This is a genomic window from Apilactobacillus kunkeei (assembly GCF_005930975.1).
Taxonomy (GTDB): Bacteria; Bacillota; Bacilli; order Lactobacillales; family Lactobacillaceae; genus Apilactobacillus; species Apilactobacillus kunkeei_E.
Window position 1 is genome coordinate 31,203 of sequence record NZ_VBSE01000032.1, and the last position, 20,619, is coordinate 51,821.

General features: G+C 36.1%; 18 protein-coding genes. 16 read left to right on the plus strand and 2 right to left on the minus strand.

The features are described from left to right. The first annotated feature begins 160 nt into the window (after positions 1-160). From FD688_RS00950 to FD688_RS00965, 4 genes are all read left to right on the plus strand, one after another. Positions 161-1,684 (plus strand): DEAD/DEAH box helicase, encoded by a 1,524-nt coding sequence (locus FD688_RS00950; RefSeq protein WP_138741426.1) that lies wholly within the window; start codon positions 161-163, stop codon positions 1,682-1,684. Positions 1,685-1,786: 102 nt separating this feature from the next. After that, positions 1,787-2,905, plus strand: a complete 1,119-nt coding sequence (gene alr, locus FD688_RS00955; RefSeq protein WP_138741427.1) for an alanine racemase — start codon at positions 1,787-1,789, stop codon at positions 2,903-2,905. A 22-nt stretch (positions 2,906-2,927) separates the two neighbouring features. After that, the gene (locus FD688_RS00960) at positions 2,928-3,194 is read left to right on the plus strand and encodes a hypothetical protein (RefSeq protein ID WP_138741428.1); all 267 of its coding nucleotides are present in this window, start codon (positions 2,928-2,930) and stop codon (positions 3,192-3,194) included. A 26-nt stretch (positions 3,195-3,220) separates the two neighbouring features. Beyond that, positions 3,221-3,574, plus strand: coding sequence for a type II toxin-antitoxin system PemK/MazF family toxin (locus FD688_RS00965; RefSeq protein WP_034532478.1), 354 nt, complete (start codon positions 3,221-3,223; stop codon positions 3,572-3,574). A gap of 57 nt (positions 3,575-3,631) precedes the next feature. Here FD688_RS00965 and cbpA read toward each other — a convergent pair whose 3' ends face one another. Both cbpA and FD688_RS00975 read right to left on the minus strand, forming a co-directional pair. Continuing rightward, complete coding sequence (gene cbpA / locus FD688_RS00970; protein ID WP_053795160.1) at positions 3,632-4,273, minus strand: cyclic di-AMP binding protein CbpA; 642 nt, start codon at positions 4,271-4,273, stop codon at positions 3,632-3,634. Between the two features lie 151 nt (positions 4,274-4,424). Next, a complete protein-coding gene (locus tag FD688_RS00975) occupies positions 4,425-5,375 on the minus strand; it encodes an L-lactate dehydrogenase (protein WP_034532480.1) in 951 nt (316 codons plus the stop codon). A 190-nt stretch (positions 5,376-5,565) separates the two neighbouring features. Between FD688_RS00975 and pth the strand changes: the two genes are divergently transcribed. From pth to lysS, 12 genes are all read left to right on the plus strand, one after another. After that, positions 5,566-6,123: an aminoacyl-tRNA hydrolase gene (gene pth, locus FD688_RS00980; RefSeq protein ID WP_138741429.1), complete on the plus strand. Its 558-nt coding sequence runs from the start codon at positions 5,566-5,568 to the stop codon at positions 6,121-6,123. 21 nt (positions 6,124-6,144) lie between these two features. After that, complete coding sequence (gene mfd, locus FD688_RS00985) at positions 6,145-9,672, plus strand: transcription-repair coupling factor (protein WP_225426082.1); 3,528 nt, start codon at positions 6,145-6,147, stop codon at positions 9,670-9,672. Further along, positions 9,662-11,239: an oligosaccharide flippase family protein gene (locus FD688_RS00990; protein WP_138741430.1), complete on the plus strand. Its 1,578-nt coding sequence runs from the start codon at positions 9,662-9,664 to the stop codon at positions 11,237-11,239. The genes mfd and FD688_RS00990 overlap by 11 nt, the downstream gene beginning before the upstream one ends. Continuing rightward, entirely contained in the window at positions 11,236-11,508 is a 273-nt protein-coding gene (locus tag FD688_RS00995; protein WP_138741431.1) for an RNA-binding S4 domain-containing protein, read from the plus strand. The genes FD688_RS00990 and FD688_RS00995 overlap by 4 nt, the downstream gene beginning before the upstream one ends. A gap of 87 nt (positions 11,509-11,595) precedes the next feature. Further along, a complete protein-coding gene (locus FD688_RS01000; RefSeq protein ID WP_138741432.1) occupies positions 11,596-11,973 on the plus strand; it encodes an FtsB family cell division protein in 378 nt (125 codons plus the stop codon). 95 nt (positions 11,974-12,068) lie between these two features. Next, positions 12,069-12,527, plus strand: a complete 459-nt coding sequence (locus FD688_RS01005) for a S1 domain-containing RNA-binding protein (protein ID WP_138741433.1) — start codon at positions 12,069-12,071, stop codon at positions 12,525-12,527. 78 nt (positions 12,528-12,605) lie between these two features. Further along, the gene (gene tilS, locus FD688_RS01010; RefSeq protein WP_138741434.1) at positions 12,606-13,973 is read left to right on the plus strand and encodes a tRNA lysidine(34) synthetase TilS; all 1,368 of its coding nucleotides are present in this window, start codon (positions 12,606-12,608) and stop codon (positions 13,971-13,973) included. A 21-nt stretch (positions 13,974-13,994) separates the two neighbouring features. After that, positions 13,995-14,537: a hypoxanthine phosphoribosyltransferase gene (gene hpt, locus FD688_RS01015; protein ID WP_138741435.1), complete on the plus strand. Its 543-nt coding sequence runs from the start codon at positions 13,995-13,997 to the stop codon at positions 14,535-14,537. A gap of 117 nt (positions 14,538-14,654) precedes the next feature. Continuing rightward, entirely contained in the window at positions 14,655-16,643 is a 1,989-nt protein-coding gene (gene ftsH, locus FD688_RS01020) for an ATP-dependent zinc metalloprotease FtsH (RefSeq protein ID WP_138741436.1), read from the plus strand. Between the two features lie 67 nt (positions 16,644-16,710). Continuing rightward, positions 16,711-17,601: an Hsp33 family molecular chaperone HslO gene (gene hslO, locus FD688_RS01025; RefSeq protein ID WP_138741437.1), complete on the plus strand. Its 891-nt coding sequence runs from the start codon at positions 16,711-16,713 to the stop codon at positions 17,599-17,601. A gap of 75 nt (positions 17,602-17,676) precedes the next feature. Beyond that, positions 17,677-18,687 (plus strand): tRNA dihydrouridine synthase DusB, encoded by a 1,011-nt coding sequence (gene dusB / locus FD688_RS01030; RefSeq protein WP_138741438.1) that lies wholly within the window; start codon positions 17,677-17,679, stop codon positions 18,685-18,687. 64 nt (positions 18,688-18,751) lie between these two features. Beyond that, positions 18,752-20,260: a lysine--tRNA ligase gene (gene lysS / locus FD688_RS01035; RefSeq protein WP_138741439.1), complete on the plus strand. Its 1,509-nt coding sequence runs from the start codon at positions 18,752-18,754 to the stop codon at positions 20,258-20,260. Positions 20,261-20,619 lie beyond the last annotated feature (359 nt).

The window sequence follows — 20,619 nt, forward strand, 5'->3', positions numbered from 1 at the left end:
AATTCATTTGCTAATTTTTCCCAAAAGGGTTATATTTATCTAGTTACATTTTTAGAACACGGAATTTTTATAATCAAGTGATTAGCGCACTAACGGGAACGGATTCTTCCTTAGCTAATGGCGGTATTATATTGAATGTTTCGTTTAGGAGGAAACATATTTGAAGTTTAGAGAATTAGGTCTTTCAGAAGATCTATTAAAAGCGATTGAAGACAAGGGTTTTAAGGAAGCCACTCCAATCCAAGCAGAAACAATTCCTTTATCCCTACAAGGGAAGGATGTTTTAGGACAAGCACAAACAGGTACAGGTAAGACAGCTGCTTTTGCTCTTCCTATTATTGAACACGTTGATTTAGATAATCCAAACGTGCAAGCATTAGTTATTTCACCAACTCGTGAACTAGCTATTCAAACTCAAGGCGAAATTAGTCGTTTTGGAAAAGAAAAGGGCGTTAAGGCTGTATCAGTTTTTGGTGGTTCTGACATCAGAAGACAAATTCAAAGCTTAAAGCGTAAGCCACAAGTTGTTGTGGGTACTCCTGGACGTTTATTAGATCACATCAATAGACGTACATTAAAATTAGACAATGTTAAAACATTGGTACTAGATGAAGCCGATGACATGTTAGACATGGGATTCCTAGATGATATTGAAAGCATCGTAAAACAAGTCCCAGAAGAAAGACAAACATTGTTATTCTCTGCAACTATGCCACCACAAATCAAACGTGTTGGTGTTCAATTCATGAAGGACCCTCAACAAGTTACAATCAAGTCTAAAGAATTGACTACTGATTTAGTTGATCAATACTACATCAGAGTAAAACAATTTGAAAAGTTTGATATCATGACTAGATTCTTTGATATCCAAGCACCTAAGGTAACTATCGTGTTCTGCCGAACTAAACGTCGTGTTGATGAAGTTTCTAAAGGACTTCTACTACGCGGATACCGTGCAGCAGGAATTCATGGTGACTTAACTCAAAATCGTCGTTCACAAATCATGAAGGACTTTAAGCATGACAAGGTTGACGTTTTAGTTGCAACCGATGTCGCTGCTAGAGGTATTGATATCTCAAGTGTTACTCACGTATACAACTACGATATCCCTCAAGATTCAGAAAGTTACGTGCACAGAATTGGTCGTACTGGTCGTGCCGGACGTCATGGTGTATCAATGACTTTTGTCGAACCAAACGAAACTAGTTACTTAAGAGACATTGAAAAGCTAACTAAGGTTAGAATGTTACCTCTTAAACCACCTTCAGCTGATGAAGCTCTAAAGGGTCAACTAGAAGTAGCTACTAAGGAAATTGGTTCTTTAATTGAAAAGACTAAGATGGAACCATTCTCAGAAGCATCTGACGAATTGTTAGAAAAATATGATGCTAAGGAATTAGTATCATTGCTATTAAGCAAGATGACTAGAAACCAAGTTAAGGTTCATATCACTGCTGAAAAGCCACTTCCTAACAAGAATAAGCGCGGTCATGGTGGTGGATATCACCGAGGCGGTGGTAACCGTCGAGGCGGATTCAAACATGGTGGTAACAGAAATGGTGGTAACCGTCGTCGTTACAATGGTAATGGCAGTGGTAATCACCGTGATGATCACAAAAAGGGAAACCGTTCATCAAACCACAAGCGCCCAAACAAGTCATTTACAATTAAGAACAAAGATTAATAATAAAAAAGCTGTTGATATGAAAATTTGTCAATAGCTTTTTTTTACATAAAGAACTACAATAAAAGGAAATATCCATTATTAATTGGAGGAAGAATTAATATGGTAGTAGGAATTCATAGAAATGCTCAAATACTAATTAGTAAGAGTGCTTTATATCATAATATTAATAACGAAAAGAAACGTTTGAAAAATAATGAATATTTATTCATGGTTGTAAAAGCTAATGGATATGGCCACGGGGCCATCGCGGTAGCACATGAAGCAAAAAAGGCTGGTGCAGATGGATTTTGTGTAGCCATTTTAGATGAAGCCTTAGAATTAAGGAATGCTGGTTTTGACGAACCAATATTGGTGCTAGGAATTACTGATGTTGAACATGCGTCATTAATGGCTGAAAAAAATATTTCAGCAACAGTATCATCGATAGAGTGGTTAAGAAAAGCTGATGAACAGCTGGCTGAACAAAACCTACCAAAGTTAAATGTTCATATTGGTTTGGATACGGGAATGGGTAGAATTGGTTTTCAAGACAAAAATTCACTTAAAGAAGCAGTCGACTTCTTGAATCAATCCATTAATATGAACTTTGAGGGAATTTTTACACACTTCTCAACAGCTGATACTCATAACGTAAAGTATTTTGATTTGCAAGTTGAACGATTTAATGATTTAATTTCAGTTATAGATACATTACCTAAATATGTACATGTATCTAATTCGGCCACTAGTTTGTGGCATAGTGAATTTAACTGCAATATGATCAGATTTGGTGTTGCTGGCTATGGTTTAAATCCATCTGGTGGAGAACTAGACTTGCCATATGAATTAAAACCAGCACTTAGTTTAACAACAGAAGTTGTCTACTGTAAGAAAATTGATGCAGGTCGTTCAGTTGGATATGGCGCGACATACACATCCGAGCGACCTGAATGGATTGCCACAGTCCCAGTAGGTTATGCGGATGGAATTGTTCGTTCATTACAAGGTTTTTCACTATTAGTTAACGGCAAGTTTTGTCCAATTGTGGGTCGAGTTTGCATGGATCAACTAATGCTTAAAGTAGATGAACCAGTAGAGCCAGGTACAAAAGTTACAATTGTGGGTCAAGACGGTAAAGAAAAGATTACTTTACAAGACATTGCGTCATATTGTGATACAATTCATTATGAAGTGGCTTGCTTACTCACTGATAGACTACCACGCATTGTGGTAGAATAACGCGTTTTAAGAGGATTAATCAATGCAATCTAAGAATCGATATGTTTATTCACTTCTAAGTACAGCTACATCAGGAAACACAGAAAAAATATCGCATCCTAGAATGAATGTTTCAATTGATACACATACTAGGATTGTGGTTAGTCCATGTTTTAAAGATTATTTAATAGTCCAGAATTTAATTGCTGGGTACACTGAGATGACCGATATCAATCGTGCTATTTCAAAGGAATTCACTTTTTGTGAATCCTCAAGTGTGCATCACATTACGTTTTCAGAATTCAGATGAATTCATTATAGATAGGGGATGTTAGAATGGCTAACGTTGAAATTAAACGTGGCGACGTTTTTTATGCTGACCTATCACCAGTTGTTGGTTCCGAACAGGGTGGAATGAGACCGGTATTAATTATTCAAAATAATATCGGAAATCACTACAGTCCTACCGTGATTGTTGCCGCAATTACTGCTAGAATTTCAAAGCCAAAGATGCCTACTCATGTAGCTATTAGTGCTGATAAGACTCGAATCGAAAAAGATTCAGTTATCCTATTAGAACAAATTAGAACAATCGATAAACAACGATTACATGATCGAGTAGATCACTTAAGTGATAAGTTTATGAAACGAGTGGACGAGTCATTGAAATTAAGTATTGGTGTACAGTAAAACATACATAAAAAAAGGATGCGAATTTAATTCGCATCCTTTTTTGTTTCGATAATGTTATTTTTCGTCCGCTAAATTTTCAATCTCTGCGATTTTAAAACCTTTACGTTCTAAAGCAGCAGTGATTCGTTTTAACAATTTCTTATCTACCTCTTCGGGAAGGGTGAACATAACTCTATGTACCAATTCACCTTCTTGACCATCAAGACTGATAACACTGGCAATAGCAGTGTACTTAGTGATGATTCTAGACATTGATTCTAGATCACCACGGTTACCAGGAGCTAGAACTGTAAGAACATAGCTGCCTACGTTTACGTTCCATGATTGTGAAAGCATGTCCAACAAACGTGTATGGGTCAAGATACCGTAGAAACGATTATTATCATCCAATACAGCGATATAAGGTAAATCCTTAATCGAAAAGAAAATGTGGAAGAAGGCTGAATTAACATTGATGAACTTAGTGGCATTCTTTAGTAGTGTTGTAACTGGTTGATTCATATCACCGCCGTTAGCTTTATGACGGTAAATATGCATCTTATAAATGTTACCTCTAAAGATTGTACCGGTTTCGTCTAAAATTGGAATACATCTGTAACCAGATTCTTCCAATGTTTCAAGAGCTTGTTCTAATGAAACGTTTTCTGAAACGGTAACTAAGCTGCCTTTAGGTTTAACCAATGACTTCAATAGCATAACATAACCTCCTTTTGAATTATTAGAATTTTTCTCATAATCTAATTTTAACATAAATTTATGATTTTGTGGCGATAAATCAACAATTGACCAAAATAAAAAGCCGGGGAGCAAAGTGCACCTCGACTTAATATCCAATCAAGTTAATCGATTATTTTAAAGCTTCCATACCTTTTTCGGCAGTTTCCTTTAAAGTTTTACCTGAAGCTTCCATCTTAGCTTTTTCTTCATCGCTTAGAGGAACTTCGATAACTTGTTTAATACCTGATGCGTTAACGACAGCTGGAGTACCGATGTAGATATCGCTTAAACCATATTCACCGTTAACTGGAGCACCAACAGGTAGTACTGAGTTTTCGTCACGTAAGATAGCACGTGAAATTCTCATTAAGGCAGTTGCAACACCATAGAAAGTAGCACCTTTCTTGTTGATGATTGTGTAAGCCTTGTTTCTAGTTTCGTCTTCTAATTGTAGTAAGTCATCTTTGCTTACGCCAGCATCTTTAGCTACGTCTAATAGAGGACGTGAACCAACAGTTGCTTCGTCAATAGCAGCAAATTCTGAGTCACCATGTTCACCCATGATGTATGCGTTAATGTCAGCAGGGTTAACACCTAACTTCTTAGCAACAGCAACTTGGAAACGAGTAGTATCCAATGAAGTACCTGAACCTACAACCTTTTCCTTTGGCCAACCTGAAAGTTTTTGAACACCGTAAGTTAAGATGTCAACTGGGTTAGCAGCAACTAAGAAAATACCCTTAAATCCTGACTTAACAACTTCAGGAACGATTGATGAAAGAATCTTTAGGTTCTTTCCAACTAAATCTAGTCTAGTTTCACCTGGTTTTTGAGGTGCACCTGCAGTGATAACAACTAAGTCAGCATCTGCACAGTCACTGTAATCACCAGCGTAAATGTTCTTAGGAGCAGTAAATACTTGAGCATCTTCTAAGTCAAGTGCGTCTCCTTCGATACGATCTCTAATAATATCAACGATGACGAATTCTTCGCCTAGTCCTTGTTGCATCATAGCAAATGCATATGAAGAACCAACGGCACCGTCACCAACTAAAACAACTTTTTGATGTTTTAAAGCCACAATAATCATCCCTTCAAAAACATATTTAAATCTACAACTGAATTATATCATTAATTTGGAAATTAGTAATTACAAAGCGCTAAAAAATCAAATAGTTTTCAATATTTATATAAGCGAACGAATAAATATCGGATGGCATACTATGATATAATTTACATATTAATCGAGCGAAAAAAGGAGCGGATTTTTTATGAAGATGATTGTGGGATTAGGAAACGTTGGACCACAATATGAGGAAACCAGACACAATACTGGTTTCATGGTAATAGACGAGTTTGCCGATAAGCACGGTGTCGAATTATCAACACAAAAGATGGAAGCAAAGATTGGATCGACTAACATTAATGGTGAAAAGGTAATGTTGGTAGAACCATTAACATTTATGAACGAGTCAGGTCGTTCAGTTGGACCGCTAATGAAATTCTTTAAGTTAGATTTAAGTGATTTAATAGTAATATATGACGATATGGATTTACCAATCGGCAAAATAAGATTGAGAAATCATGGATCAGCAGGTGGTCATAATGGAATTAAGAGTCTAATAGCTCATTTAGGTACCGACAAGTTTAATCGTATTAAAGTCGGAACAGATCACCCAACCAGGGAAAGTGTTGTTAATTATGTATTAGGTCACTTTACAGATGATCAAAAACCAGGATTAAACCAAGCAATTGACAATAGTGTTTCTGCGCTAGAAGAATTTATCGATGGGGAAGAATTCAACAAGCTAGAAAATAAGTACAACTAATAAATAGAGGAGATAACTGTTTTGGAATTAAGTCAATTTTTCACACAACTACCACAATACGATGAGATTGTTAATGATTTAGCACCTAAACATCGTCAGTTAGTGACTGGTTTATCAGGTTCTGCGAAGACAATGATGATTGCAGCTTTATTCAAGTCAACAAAGAAAAGCTTCTTGATTGTGACTGATACTTTATCCAGATGTGATGATATTGTTGAAGATTTACAAAATGTTGTCTCTGAAGATGATGTATTAGAGTTTCCAGTCGAAGAAGTTTTAGCCGCAGAAGTCGCAACTAGCTCACCTGAATATAAGGCCACTCGGGTTCAAGCTTTATCAAACCTATTAAGTGGTGAACCTAAGATTATCGTGACGTCTGTTTCTGGTACTAAACGTATTTTGCCAGAACCAGGCGATTTTTATGATGCTAATTTAACCATCTCAATTGATGATGAAGTTAATTTAGACGAATTAAGAAACAAATTATTTCAAATGGGATACACACCTGAAAAGATGGTGGCAGCACCAGGAGAATTTTCACTTCGTGGATCAATTATCGATATTTATCCATTGAACTCCGAGTATCCAGTTCGAATTGATTTATTTGATACCGACGTTGATTCATTGAGATATTTTGATGTATCAAATCAAAGAAGTTTGGAAAATATAGAAACTATTTCAGTGTTACCTGCAACTGACATGGTGTTAAACGAAGAGCAAAGACAACAATCAGTTGCTAATTTAACGCAACTACGTGACCAACGTTTGAAACAGCTTGATAAAGATGAATTAAAACAACGCCTAAGTGACGTTGTTCAAACTATGATAGATGATGCCAATGAAGGCGTGATTGATCCAGATTGGATTTTGTATGCAAAAGCAATATATGAAAATGAAACAACTATCTTCGATTACTTAGACGATGATGGAGTCGTATTATTTGATGACTACAGTCGTATTTTAGAAAATAGTCAACAGTTAGTTGAAGAAGAACAGTCATGGGTAAACGACAAGTTTGACCATGGCGAAATTGCATCAACAGATTTATTTAGCGTGGACTTTAGGGAACACTTTCATAAAATTAATCAAGCAGAAATTTTAATGTCATTATTTCAAAAGGGGATTGGGAACCTAAAGTTAACCCAATTAAATGATATTAAGGTCCGCCCAATGCAAAAGTTTTTTGGTCAAATGCCGCTATTAAAGACTGAAATCGATAGATGGCATAAACAGGATGACACAGTTGTGATTTTGGTTAAAGACAAGGCCAGAATGAAAAAAGTGTCACAAACATTGACCGACTTCGAAATTCAATCAGTTCAAACTACCAATGACAACATTTTGGAACACCAAGTCCAAATTGTCAGTGAACGTTTGAAGAATGGTTTTGAACTTCCAATTAAACAATTGGCGGTAATTACTGAATCAGAAATGTTTACCACCGTCCACAAGAAACGTCCACGTCGTCAAACTTTTTCAAATGCAGAAAGAATTAAGAGTTATGCTGATTTAAAACCAGGAGACTACGTTGTTCATGCTAACCATGGTATTGGTAAGTATGAAGGGATGAAGACAATGGAAGTTGATGGTAAGCATCAAGATTATATGACAATTGCTTACCAAAAAAACGCTAAGCTTTTTATTCCAGTTACTCAATTAAATTTAATTCAAAAATACGTTTCATCTGAAGACAAGCACCCACGTGTTAATAAATTGGGTGGAAGTGAATGGCAAAAAACTAAGTCAAAAGTGCAAGGTAAGATTGAAGATATTGCTGATGACTTAATTGATTTATATGCAAAACGTTCCAATCAGGTTGGATATGCATTCCCTGAAGATGATGAATACCAAGAAGAGTTTGAAGGGGCGTTCCCATACCAACCAACACCTGACCAAGTAAAGAGTTCTGAAGAAATTAAAAGGGATATGGAGCAACCTCATCCAATGGATCGTCTATTAGTTGGGGATGTTGGCTATGGTAAGACAGAAGTAGCATTGCATGCAGCGTTTAAAGCGGTCGAAGCGGGGAAACAGGTTGCATTTTTGGTTCCAACCACTGTCTTAGCACAACAGCACTATGAAACAATGGTGAACCGTTTTGAAGGATTTCCAGTTTCAGTAGCTGTGCTATCTCGTTTTAGAACTAAGAAGCAGGTTGAAGAAACCAAAAAAGGTTTACTAGATGGATCAATTGATATTGTTGTCGGAACTCATCGTTTGTTATCGGATGATATTAAGTTTTCTGATTTAGGCTTATTGATGGTCGATGAAGAACAACGTTTCGGAGTTAAACACAAGGAAAAGATTAAGCAATTAAAATCTAACGTTGATGTTTTAACACTAACCGCAACTCCAATTCCTCGAACATTGAATATGTCAATGATGGGAGTTCGTGACCTATCTGTTATTGAAACTCCACCGGCAAATCGTTATCCAATTCAAACGTACGTAATGGAAGAAAACGCGGGGGCAATTCGTGAAGGAATTACCCGTGAAATGCATCGTGGCGGCCAAGTTTTCTTCATGCACAATCGTGTTTCAGACATTGAAGACACCGTCATGAAGTTACAGACATTGGTTCCAGATGCTAGAATTGCCTATATTCACGGGCAAATGACCGAAAACCAATTGGAAACAATCCTATATGATTTCGTTAATGGTGAATACGATGTGTTAGTGACCACAACGATCATTGAAACCGGAGTGGATATTCCAAATGCCAATACTTTATTTGTTGAAGATGCTGATCATATGGGACTATCACAGTTGTACCAAATTCGTGGTCGAATTGGTCGTTCCAACCGTGTTGCTTATGCTTACTTTATGTATAAACCAAACAAGGTGTTGACTGAAGTATCCGAAAACCGTTTGGAAGCCATCAGGGACTTTACCGAACTAGGTTCTGGTTTTAAGATTGCCATGCGTGACTTATCACTTCGTGGTGCTGGAAATCTTTTAGGTAAGCAACAATCGGGATTTGTCGATTCAGTTGGTTATGATATGTATACTCAAATGTTAGCTGATGCGGTTGCTACTAAGCGCGGACGCCGAGCAGAACAGCGTGTTGATACAATAGTTGAAATGGATGTTGAGGCATACTTGCCTAGTGAATATATTCAAGATGAAAAACAAAAGATTGAATTGTACAAGAGAATCAGACAAATGCAAAACGATGATCAATACCGTGAATTACAGTCAGATTTAATTGATCGTTTCGGTGATTATCCAACTGCGGTTGAAAATCTATTAACAATTAGCCGCATTAAGATGTATGCAGATGCATCGTTAATTGAAAAGATTAGACAGACACCAAAACAAATTACAGTCACCCTATCAACGATTGGAACTCAATTCTATGACAGTAAGCAAGTGTTAAAGGCAATTGCTCAAAGTGAATTTAGATCAATGGTTGGTACTGCAAATGGCAAGATGCAAATCACTTTAATCATTCAGCCTAATATGGATGAACAAAAATGGTTAGGTGAATTAAGTAAATTTGTCGAAGCGTTAGATAAAGAACACACAGGAAAATTAACAAATGAAAAATGACAATAAACTATCAGTGATAATGAAGGGCGCAATGATTTTATCAATTGCTTCTTTAATTAGTAAGGTGCTAAGTGCAGTATATCGTGTACCGTTTCAAAATCTAGTGGGAAACATTGGATTCTATGTTTTTCAACAAGTTTATCCAATTTATGGAATCGGAATGGTATTAGCGCTAAGCGGAATGCCAATTATTATTTCGCGCATTATTGCTGAGCAGGAAACAATAGTTCAGAAAAAAGCCCTTTTAAGACAGCTATTTATCGTGCTTTCAATTTTTGGTGGATTCATATTTATTATCTTCCAAATTAAGGCAACGTCGATAGCTGCTCTGATGGGGGACATTAGATTAGATAGTTTAATTCGGGCAGTTAGCTGGATGTTTTTAATGATGCCGGTCTTGGCCTGTTTAAGAGGTTACTTCCAAGCGACATTAATTATGAAACCAACTGCTTATTCACAGGTGGTAGAGCAGGTTATTAGAGTTGGATTAATTATTGTTGCTGCTTATGTAGGGGTTAGGAATCACGTGAACCCGTATACGATTGGAACATATGCGATGGTAGCAACTCCCGTTGCTGAGATTTTTTCGGTGGCGATTTTAACCCGATACTATGCGATGGATATTAAAAGACTACCAAGTCAAAAAGTAATGTCATATCCATCATTGTTGAAACGATTACTTTTCGAGGGTGGAACAATCTGTATGCTTTCGTCTCTGATGGTATTGATGCAGTTGGTAGATTCGTTTACTGTACGAAAAGGATTGCTATTAAATGGATTAAATTTGATTGATTCACAGGCAGTTAAGGGGATTTATGATCGAGGACAACCACTTGTTCAATTAGGCTTGGTAATAGCAACATCATTTGCTTCAGCTATCTTGCCATCATTAAGTTTGGCCCATTCAAAGAAACAAATGAAGTCGTTTCATAACTTAGCATCTGAAATGCTTAGAGTTAGCATGTTTATGACTGTTGGTGTTGCTGTTGGAATGATTAGTTTGATGCCACTTATTAACCGATTGCTATTTAATAGTAGTCAACAAAATACCACAATTAGTATTTTTATGATTAGTGTGGTCTTAACAACGATGATTACGATTTATAGCAGTATTTTGCAGAGTGCAAATCACTTTCAAATTACCATTATTACAATTATATTAGGGTTAACGACTAAGATATTGATTACTAAAGAAATGGTTGCCCATATGGGAATTATCGGGGCAAGTATTTCCACTGTAATTAGTTTATTACTAATGCTAATTGTGGAAGTTAAATTTGCGCCATCTGCTATCGTTAAAATTGAACACAAGTGGGGCTTTTTAGGAAAATTAACAATGATTGCTTTGATTATGTTAGTGAGTGAAATAATCTTGATGAACCTATTTGAATCAATTCATTTGGTTCATAGTCAAAGATTAAATGCCATTATTTCACTATTTTTCTTAGTCCCAATCGGTGGAGTTATCTTCGGTGTCTTAGCGATTAAATGGAAACTATTAACATATCAGGAATGGCAGTCAGTGCCAGTAGTAAATAAGTTTATAGATAGGTGGATGTCAAAATGAGATTAGATAAGTTTTTAAAAATTTCGAGAATTATTAAGAGAAGAACCGTAGCGAAGGATATTGCCGATCAAGGTCGTATCACCATTAATGATCGTGTGGCAAAGTCATCATCAAACGTTAATTCAAATGATAAGTTAGTGATTAAATTTGGTAATAAGACATTAACTGTTCAGGTTAACCAATTGTTCGAAACTACTAAAAAGGCTGATGCAGATAGAATGTACATCGTTTTGGATGAACAGTACGAAAGAGATTTCAACGCAGAATAATTAAAATTTGGTTACAAAATTAATTATCTATTTATTTTTTTTAAGAATCATCTATACTGTTAAGTAGCAAATTGAGGAGGGAATGCCATGGATGTTGATAAAGTTCATCAATTGAATAATCAATACACGAAGATCAAGAGGTCTCGACATCAAGAAATTTTACGCAGTCGAAAAAAACGTGGAATTATCCTGGTAAGCTTTTTCCTCGTTGTTATCTTGATGCTGATTGCGCAAATCTTTATAACTAAATCTAAGATTAGCAACGTTTCTGAACAACAAGTTCAAACCAAGAAAGAACTTAAAAAGAATAAAATCGATAATCAAAAGTTAAAACAAAATATTAAGCAGTTACATGATAAGGACTATATTCAAAAAGTAATTCGTGAAAAATATTATTACACCAAGCCGGGAGAGACAGTTTATAGTCTTCCAGGAGATGTTTCAAAAGATGTAACTCAAAATTAAAATGGTATGAAAAAATACCATTTTTTTTATACAATTATCATTTGAATGGTGCTATACTAAAGTTACTAATCATTATTAGGAGGACAAATTTTTTTATGGCAATTGAAGTTGGAGCAAAAGTTTCCGGCAAAGTATCAGGAATCACTAATTTTGGTGCTTTTGTTGATCTAGGCGAACACAAAACAGGATTGGTTCACATTAGTGAAATTTCTGATGGCTATATCAAAGATATCAAAGATGTATTAAAAGTTGGCGATGACGTTAAAGTTAAGGTTCTAAGTGTTGGTGACGATGGTAAGATTGCATTATCAATCAGAAAAGCTGTTGATAAACCTGCCGAACCTCAAAAAAGAGAAAAACCAAAGATGGCCCATGGACATTCAAATCATGGTAAGTTTGGTGATAACCGTCATCACAATGATAACCATAAAAATAATAAAGCTAGTTTCGATGACTTAATGGACAGCTTCCTAAAGGAAAGTGAAAGCAGACTAGCAACAATTAAGAAAAATACTGAAGGTAAGCGTGGAGGCCGTGGCGGTCGCCGTAGTTAACCAAATAAAAAATGATTGGGGTAGATTACCTTAATCATTTTATTTTTACCAAAAACGTAACTAAAGGGGACGGTATTAATGCCGGAACAAAATATTACCCAGCAAAAGTTTAATCAATTGATTGAGAACAAGGGATGGTTTAATCAAGAAGATTCAGTGGTTGTTGCAGTATCTGCAGGAGTGGATTCAATGGCGCTGCTTAACCTAATGATGAATTTGCCAAATAAGAAGAGACCGAGAATTATCGTTGCTCATGTTAATCATCAGCTAAGAGCACAAAGTAAAGAGGAAGAAAAATATATTAGACACTTTTGTCAAAGTCATAACGTTAAAATAGTAGTCGGTAATTGGGAAAAACAATTTCATCCAAATAATGGAATTGAAATGGCCGCAAGAAAGTATAGATATGATTTCTTTTCAAAGGTCATGAAGAAAAATAATTCACGTATATTATTAACAGCACATCACGCCAATGACCAATCAGAGACAGTTTTGATGAGACTAATTCGTGGATCATTTATCAAGGACATGGTCGGGATAAAGGAAAGTCGTAATTTCAATCAAGGTCGATTGATTCGTCCGTTACTTGGGTTTAGTAAACAAGAGCTAACGCAATACATGCAAGCATTATCGGTTAAATGGTATGAAGATGACACCAATCAAAAACTAGATGTCACTAGAAATAGAATTAGACATCGTTTAATTCCATTTATTGAATCAGAAAACAGTCGTGGAATTGAACATATTAATGCATTCTCACAACAATTGAATTTAATGAAGCAACAAAACGATTATTTTATGGCAAAGATAGCCAAAGATATTAGTGTTGATTCTATCACATATGATTTAGGTGAGTTTTCCACCTTGCCAAAATATGTTCAAGTCGGATTAATTGATTATTTAATTGCTCAAAATATTGTTGAGGGTTTAAATGTAGATATTGTCAACCAAGTTAATTCACTACTTAATAATGATGAAAAGCCACAGGGCTTTGTTAAACTATCAAATAATTTGGTCGTAAAAAAGGAATATGATAAATTTTTATTCGAAAATATCAAGCAAAACCAAATAACTGGATTTAAAAACGATTATTTTGTGGTAACATTGAATAAATGGTATTTCCAAGATAATATCCAGTGGATGATTACGGATAATTCAGATGTTTCGGATGAGGAAGCAAAACGAGTTTCTCGTTTTAATCTTTTGGATTCAGAACTCCCATTAATTGTACAAAAGACGCAAAATCGTGATAGAATAACGCTTAAAAATGGTGGTCATCAAACGGCTAAACGACTATTTATTAATAAGAAGATACCTGTTGATAAAAGAAATTCGGCCAAGAGCTTGATGACTGATCAGGGAAGGTTATTAGCCGTTTTAGGTTACAGTGAGTCTGTATCTAACGATAGCTCTAATGCTAGAGTTTATACATTGATCATTAAATAAAGTATGTGGAAGGAGAAACTAATGAACAACGACATTCTAAAAACCTTGTATAGTAAGGAAGACATCACAGATGCTTGTCGCAGATTGGGTCAACAAATTACAACTGATTATAAAGACAGAAAACCAGTGGTAGTTGGTGTATTGAAAGGTGCTATTTTCTTCATGACGGATATTGTCAGAGAAATGGATCTATATATGGACATCGATTTTATTGACGTTTCAAGCTACCATGGAGGTACTGCATCAAGCGGAACCATTGAATTAATGAAAGATATTGATGTTGATGTTAATGGTAGGGATGTTATTTTCATTGAAGATATTATCGATACTGGTAGAACATTGAAATATTTAGAAGACCTACTATCTGAACGTGGTGCAAGATCCATTAAGGTGTGCACTTTAATGGATAAGCCAGAAGGAAGAGTAGTTGAGGCTAAAGCTGATTACGTTGGTTTAGAAGTACCAAACGAATTCGTAGTTGGATATGGTTTAGATTACCAAGGCAAGTATCGTAACCTTCCATATGTAGGGGTATTAAAGCCAGAGGTTTATTCAGACAAATAAATGGTTAATTCTTCTGAAAAATGATAATATATGCTTCGTGTAATGTATTGAAAAAATGGCGGGTCTCACCATGTTATTTTTGATACATAAACAAGCATTAAACACAGGAGGCAATTGATGCGTAATAACAATAATAAAGGATTATTCAAGAACAGTCTGTTCTACATAGTGTGCTTCTTGATTGTCTTGGGAGTTACTTTCTTTGTCACATCAAAGAATGGTCAACCCCAAAACAAAGAATTACAATCTAGTCAGTTTGTTCAAGAATTAAAAGATAACAAGATTAAGAGCTTTTCAATTCAACCAGAAAATGGTGTTTACACTGTTTCTGGTGAATACAGAAAAGCCCAAAGCGTTAAATCAAACAATTCTAGTAGTATTTTATTCAGTAATACCAAAAGTGAAACTAAGGTTTCTTCATTCAAGACTAAGGTTTTGAAGAACAACGGTACTATTAATGAAATTACAAACTACGCTAAGAAGAATAACGTTAAGATGGGTGCTAAAGCTGCCGATACCGATGGCGGCTTCTGGTCAAATCTAATCTTTTCATTACTACCAATGCTAATCATAATCATTTTCTTCTTCGTTATGATGAACCAAATGGGTGGTAAGAATGGTAGTAAGGGCGGCATCATGGGAGTTGGTAAGTCAAAGGCTAAACCAACTAAGAGTGATGTAGGTTTCACAGATGTTGCTGGTGAAGAAGAAGAAAAGCAAGAACTTGTTGAAATCGTTGAATTCTTAAAGGATCCAAAGAAGTTTACCAAGTTAGGTGCTAAGATTCCTCACGGTGTCCTATTAGAAGGACCTCCAGGAACTGGTAAAACTTTACTAGCTAAGGCCGTATCAGGTGAAGCTGGTGTTCCATTCTACTCAATTTCAGGTTCTGATTTCGTTGAAATGTTTGTTGGGGTTGGTGCTAGTCGTGTTCGTGACTTATTCACCCAGGCTAAAAAAGACGCTCCAGCAATTATTTTCATTGATGAAATTGATGCTGTTGGTAGAAAACGTGGTAACGGCATGGGCGGTGGCCATGATGAAAGAGAACAAACATTGAACCAACTATTGGTTGAAATGGATGGATTCTCAGGTAATGATGGTGTTATCGTTATTGCTGCAACTAACCGTGCGGACGTATTAGATCCTGCATTAACACGTCCGGGTCGTTTTGACCGTAAGGTGTTAGTTGGAAGACCTGACGTCAAAGGTAGAGAAGCAATCTTAAAGGTTCATGCTAAGAATAAGCCAATCGCTGATAATGTTGACTTGCATGAAATTGCTAAACAAACTCCTGGTTTTGTTGGTGCTGATTTAGCTAACTTGTTAAACGAAGCTGCTTTACTAGCCGCTAGAAGAAACAAGGCAGAAATTGGTCCATCAGAATTAGATGAAGCTGAAGATCGTGTGATTGCTGGTCCAGCTAAGAAAGATAAAGTTGTTAGTCAAAAAGAACAAAACATTGTTGCCAACCACGAAGCTGGTCACACAATTGTTGGTTTAGTTCTAAATGATGCTCGTGTAGTTCACAAGGTAACTATCGTTCCTCGTGGACGTGCCGGTGGTTACGCAATTATGCTTCCAAGAGAAGATCAACAATTGCTATCTAAGAAGAACGCAATGGAACAACTTGCTGGTTTAATGGGTGGTAGAACTGCTGAAGAAATTATCTTCGACTCATTGTCTTCAGGTGCTTCTAATGATTTCGAACAAGCTACTAATTTAGCTCGTGCTATGGTTACTCAATATGGTATGAGTGAAAAGTTAGGAACTGTTCAATTAGAAAATCCAAACGATGACCCATACGCAAGAAGATATTCTGAAAAGACTGCTTCTGTTATCGATGAAGAAGTTAGAAGATTAATCGATGAAGCTCATGGTCAAGCTCATGACATTATTGAACAACACCGTGAACAACATAAAGTAATCGCTGACGCATTGCTTAAGTACGAAACATTAGACGAAAAAGAAATTTTGAGTTTATACCGTACCGGTAAGATGCCAGAAGAAAACGCTTCAAGTGATAACGAAGATGCCTCTTTTGAAGAAAGTAAAGAACAATTAGAACAAAAAGAAAATCAACATCAAGATAATGATGAAGACTAACTAATAAAGCGTGGGTTGAATTTATTTGACTCACGCTTTTTTAGGTGATTATGGAGGAATGATAAAAATGGCAGACTATTTAACAAAGAGTGTTACTAAAGATGGTATGTTTAGAGCATATGCAATGGAAGCTACTGGCGTAGTTGACGAGGCACAAAAAGATCATAAAACATGGCCTGTATCTTCAGCAGTACTAGGCCGTTCATTGGTAGCTAGTTTATTATTAGCAACTTCAGTATTAAAGGGTAAGGAAACGATGACTGTAAAAGTATTAGGTGATGGTCCTGCAGGACCCGTCTTGGTTGACGTTGATGCGAATGGTCATGTTAAGGGATACATTCATAATCCACACGTTGACTTACCATTAAATAAGCACCATAAACTAGATGTTGGTGGTGCAGTTGGACAAGGTAGCCTTGAAGTAATGAAGAATCTAGGTGGAGATGAACCATACGTTAGTAACGTTCAACTGGTTTCGGGAGAAATCGGTGATGATTTTACTTTCTACCTAGCTCAATCAGAACAAATTCCATCAGCTGTTGGTGTATCTGTATATGTAAATGAAGATGGAACTATTGGTGCTGCCGGTGGATATTTAATTCAAGTGCTACCAGGAGCATCAGATGATGCAATTAGCAAACTAGAGGAACGTTTGAAGTCGATTCCAATGATTTCAGAACTATTCCTATCAAAACAAAAACCAGAAGATATTTTGAAACTAATTTTTGGAGAAGATAACATCGATATCCTCCAAAATATGCCTGTAGAATTTAAGTGCGATTGTTCAAAGGAAAAATTTGGTGAAAAGATTGCTGGTTTAAACGATAAGGAAATTCAATCAATGATTGACGAGGACCATGGAGCAAAGGTTATTTGTAATTTCTGCGAAACGGAATATAACTATAGTGAAGATGACCTAAGGGCATTGTTATCTGACAATCAAGAGTCAAAAGAATAGTAAGTATGCAGTTTTAAATTTAGTATGATATTATATTTATCATGCTAGACGCGTTTAATATTGAGGTGAATATAAATGGAATGGAAAATCGGAGATGTTACAATCCCCAATCAAGTAGTTGTTGCTCCAATGGCTGGGGTTACTAACACTGCTTTTAGAATGATTTGTAAAGAATCAGGAGCAGGACTTGTTGTCTGTGAAATGATTTCTGATCGTGGCTTAATGTACAAGAACAAGAAGACTCTAAGTATGTTGGATATTGATCCAAAGGAACATCCAATGAGTATTCAAATTTTTGGTGGTACTAAAGAGACCCTTGTAGAAGGGGCTAAATTTATCGATCAAGAAACCGATGCTGATATCATTGATATCAACATGGGGTGTCCTGTAAACAAGGTTATTAAGACTGATGCAGGTTCGAAATGGCTATTGGATCCTAACAAGGTGTACGAAATGGTTTCATATGTTACAGATGCTGTTAAGAAACCGGTTACAGTTAAGATGAGAACAGGATGGGATGAAGACCATGTATATGCAGTTCAAAACGCATTAATGGCAGAAAAGGCCGGCGCTTCTGCTATTGCAATGCACGGTAGAACTAGAAAACAAATGTACACTGGTAACGCTGATTGGGATGTTTTAAAACAAGTGGCTGATGCTTTAACAATTCCATTTATGGGTAATGGGGATGTTAGAACCCCACAAGAGGCTAAGAAAATGTTAGACGAAGTTGGAGCAGATGCTGTAATGATTGGTCGTGCTGCTGAAGGTAATCCATGGATGCTACAACAAACAAGACATTACTTGGAAACCGGTGAATTATTAAAAGAACCTACAGTTGACGAAAAAATTGCAACTGCTAAGGAACATTTGCACCGTTTAGTTGGTGTGAAGGGTGACTTCACTGGTCCTCGTGAATTTAGAGGTCAAGCTGCATACTACCTAAAGGGTATTTCTCACTCAGCAAGAGCTAAAGTAGCTTTAAATAATGCTGAAACTGAACAAGAAATGGACGATATTTTCGATAATTTCCTTGAAAAGACTCATAAAAGAGCAGCAAAAAATGCGGATTTAAGTGAAATGTAATTTTTTAAATTATTTTATGGTATTATGTTAATATAAAATAATTTATTCTGATGGAGGTTTTACTGTGGCACAAGAAAAGCAAATGAATGACCAGTTGCGAGTTCGTCGCCAAAAGATGAATGAATTACGAGAAGAAGGGGTCGACCCATTCGGTAGCCGTTTTGAACGTACTCATTTAGCTAAACAATTACACGATAAGTACAACGATAGTACTAAAGAAGAACTAGAAGAAGAAAATCTAAAAGTTGTTATCGCTGGACGTATGGTAGCAAAACGTGGAAAAGGTAAGGTAGGTTTTGGTGATTTACAAGATCGTACTGGTAGAATTCAACTATACGTAAGAAAAGATGAAGTAGGTGAAGATAACTACCATTTCTTCAAACGTGCCGATTTAGGTGATCACTTAGGTATCGAAGGTGAACTAATTAAGACAGACATGGGTGAATTAACAGTTAAGGCTACTCATGTTACTTTCTTATCAAAGGCCTTGCGTCCATTGCCTGACAAGTACCATGGTCTTCAAAACAAGGAACAAAAATACCGTCAAAGATATCTTGATTTGATTTCAAACCGTGATAGTTTTGATCGTTTCCAAAAGCGTAGCAAGATTATTTCTGCAATCAGAAACTATCTTGATAATGAAATGGATTGTACTGAAGTAGAAACACCTGTCCTACACAACCAAGCTGGTGGGGCTAGTGCACGTCCATTTATTACTCATCACAATGCATTAGACATCGACTTATACCTACGTATTGCACTTGAACTACACTTAAAACGTTTAATTGTAGGTGGTATGGAACGTGTATACGAAATTGGTCGTGTGTTCAGAAATGAAGGTATGGATCAAAACCATAACCCAGAATTTACTGAATTAGAATCATATATTGCATATTTTGACTTCCACGATGTTATGGATGAAACTGAAGGTATTTTCAAGGCAGCTGCTAAGGTTGTTACTGACAACGGTATTATTAACTACCGTGGCGAAGAGGTAGACTTTAACAAGCCATTTGAACGTTTACACATGGTAGACGCTATTAAAGAAGTTACTGGAATTGATTTCTGGAAGGAAATGAGTCTAGAAGAAGCTAGAAAACTTGCTGACAAGAACAACATTGAATACCAAGATTTCTGGACTGTGGGACACATTATCAACGAATTCTTCGAAGAAAAGGTTCAACCAGAAATTAAGAACCCAACATTTATCTACGGTCACCCAGTAGAAATTTCACCATTAGCAAAGAAGAATGCTGATGATCCAAGATTTACTGATCGTTTCGAATTATATGTTGAAGGTATGGAATATGCTAATGCATTCTCTGAATTAAATGATCCAATTGATCAAAAGGAAAGATTCCAAGCCCAAGCTGCTGAAAAGGCTAACGGTAATGATGAAGCACAACCAGTCGACCTAGATTATGTTGAAGCTTTAGAATATGGTATGCCACCAACAGGGGGATTAGGTATCGGTATTGACCGTTTAGTTATGTTATTAACTGATGCTGAATCAATCAGAGATGTTCTACTTTTCCCAACAATGAGACCAGAAGATAACGCAGAACAAGATTAAGAACTAAAAAAGCGTAGAGAATTGAATTAATTTCAATTCTCTACTTTTTTTGTTGAAAGTGGTTGACGATGTTCCACAAACTTGATAATATATTAAATGTTGTTTGAAAGAAGAACGACTTGAAAAAATAAATATAAAAAGTTGTTGACTTAACAACGATTACATGGCATAATATTTATTGTTGTCGTTAAGAGATGACGTTAATAAATTTGATTGCTTAAAAAAGTTGTTGACATTGTTTCACAGCTTTGATATAATTAAGAAGTCGTAATTTAGACATATAAATGGTAGATCTTTGAAAACTGAACAAGATTGATAATCGATGATGTGTAAGGAACTTACAACTTGGTTGTAAGAAT

Excerpts from the sequence above, each read along its gene's own strand:
- alr (WP_138741427.1), top strand. The coding sequence starts at position 1,787 with ATGGTAGTAGGAATTCATAGAAATGCTCAAATACTAATTAGTAAGAGT.
- FD688_RS00960 (WP_138741428.1), top strand. The coding sequence starts at position 2,928 with ATGCAATCTAAGAATCGATATGTTTATTCACTTCTAAGTACAGCTACA.
- FD688_RS00965 (WP_034532478.1), top strand. The coding sequence starts at position 3,221 with ATGGCTAACGTTGAAATTAAACGTGGCGACGTTTTTTATGCTGACCTA.
- cbpA (WP_053795160.1), bottom strand. The coding sequence starts at position 4,273 with ATGCTATTGAAGTCATTGGTTAAACCTAAAGGCAGCTTAGTTACCGTT.
- pth (WP_138741429.1), top strand. The coding sequence starts at position 5,566 with ATGAAGATGATTGTGGGATTAGGAAACGTTGGACCACAATATGAGGAA.
- FD688_RS00990 (WP_138741430.1), top strand. The coding sequence starts at position 9,662 with ATGAAAAATGACAATAAACTATCAGTGATAATGAAGGGCGCAATGATT.
- FD688_RS00995 (WP_138741431.1), top strand. The coding sequence starts at position 11,236 with ATGAGATTAGATAAGTTTTTAAAAATTTCGAGAATTATTAAGAGAAGA.
- FD688_RS01000 (WP_138741432.1), top strand. The coding sequence starts at position 11,596 with ATGGATGTTGATAAAGTTCATCAATTGAATAATCAATACACGAAGATC.
- FD688_RS01005 (WP_138741433.1), top strand. The coding sequence starts at position 12,069 with ATGGCAATTGAAGTTGGAGCAAAAGTTTCCGGCAAAGTATCAGGAATC.
- tilS (WP_138741434.1), top strand. The coding sequence starts at position 12,606 with ATGCCGGAACAAAATATTACCCAGCAAAAGTTTAATCAATTGATTGAG.
- hpt (WP_138741435.1), top strand. The coding sequence starts at position 13,995 with ATGAACAACGACATTCTAAAAACCTTGTATAGTAAGGAAGACATCACA.
- ftsH (WP_138741436.1), top strand. The coding sequence starts at position 14,655 with ATGCGTAATAACAATAATAAAGGATTATTCAAGAACAGTCTGTTCTAC.
- hslO (WP_138741437.1), top strand. The coding sequence starts at position 16,711 with ATGGCAGACTATTTAACAAAGAGTGTTACTAAAGATGGTATGTTTAGA.
- dusB (WP_138741438.1), top strand. The coding sequence starts at position 17,677 with ATGGAATGGAAAATCGGAGATGTTACAATCCCCAATCAAGTAGTTGTT.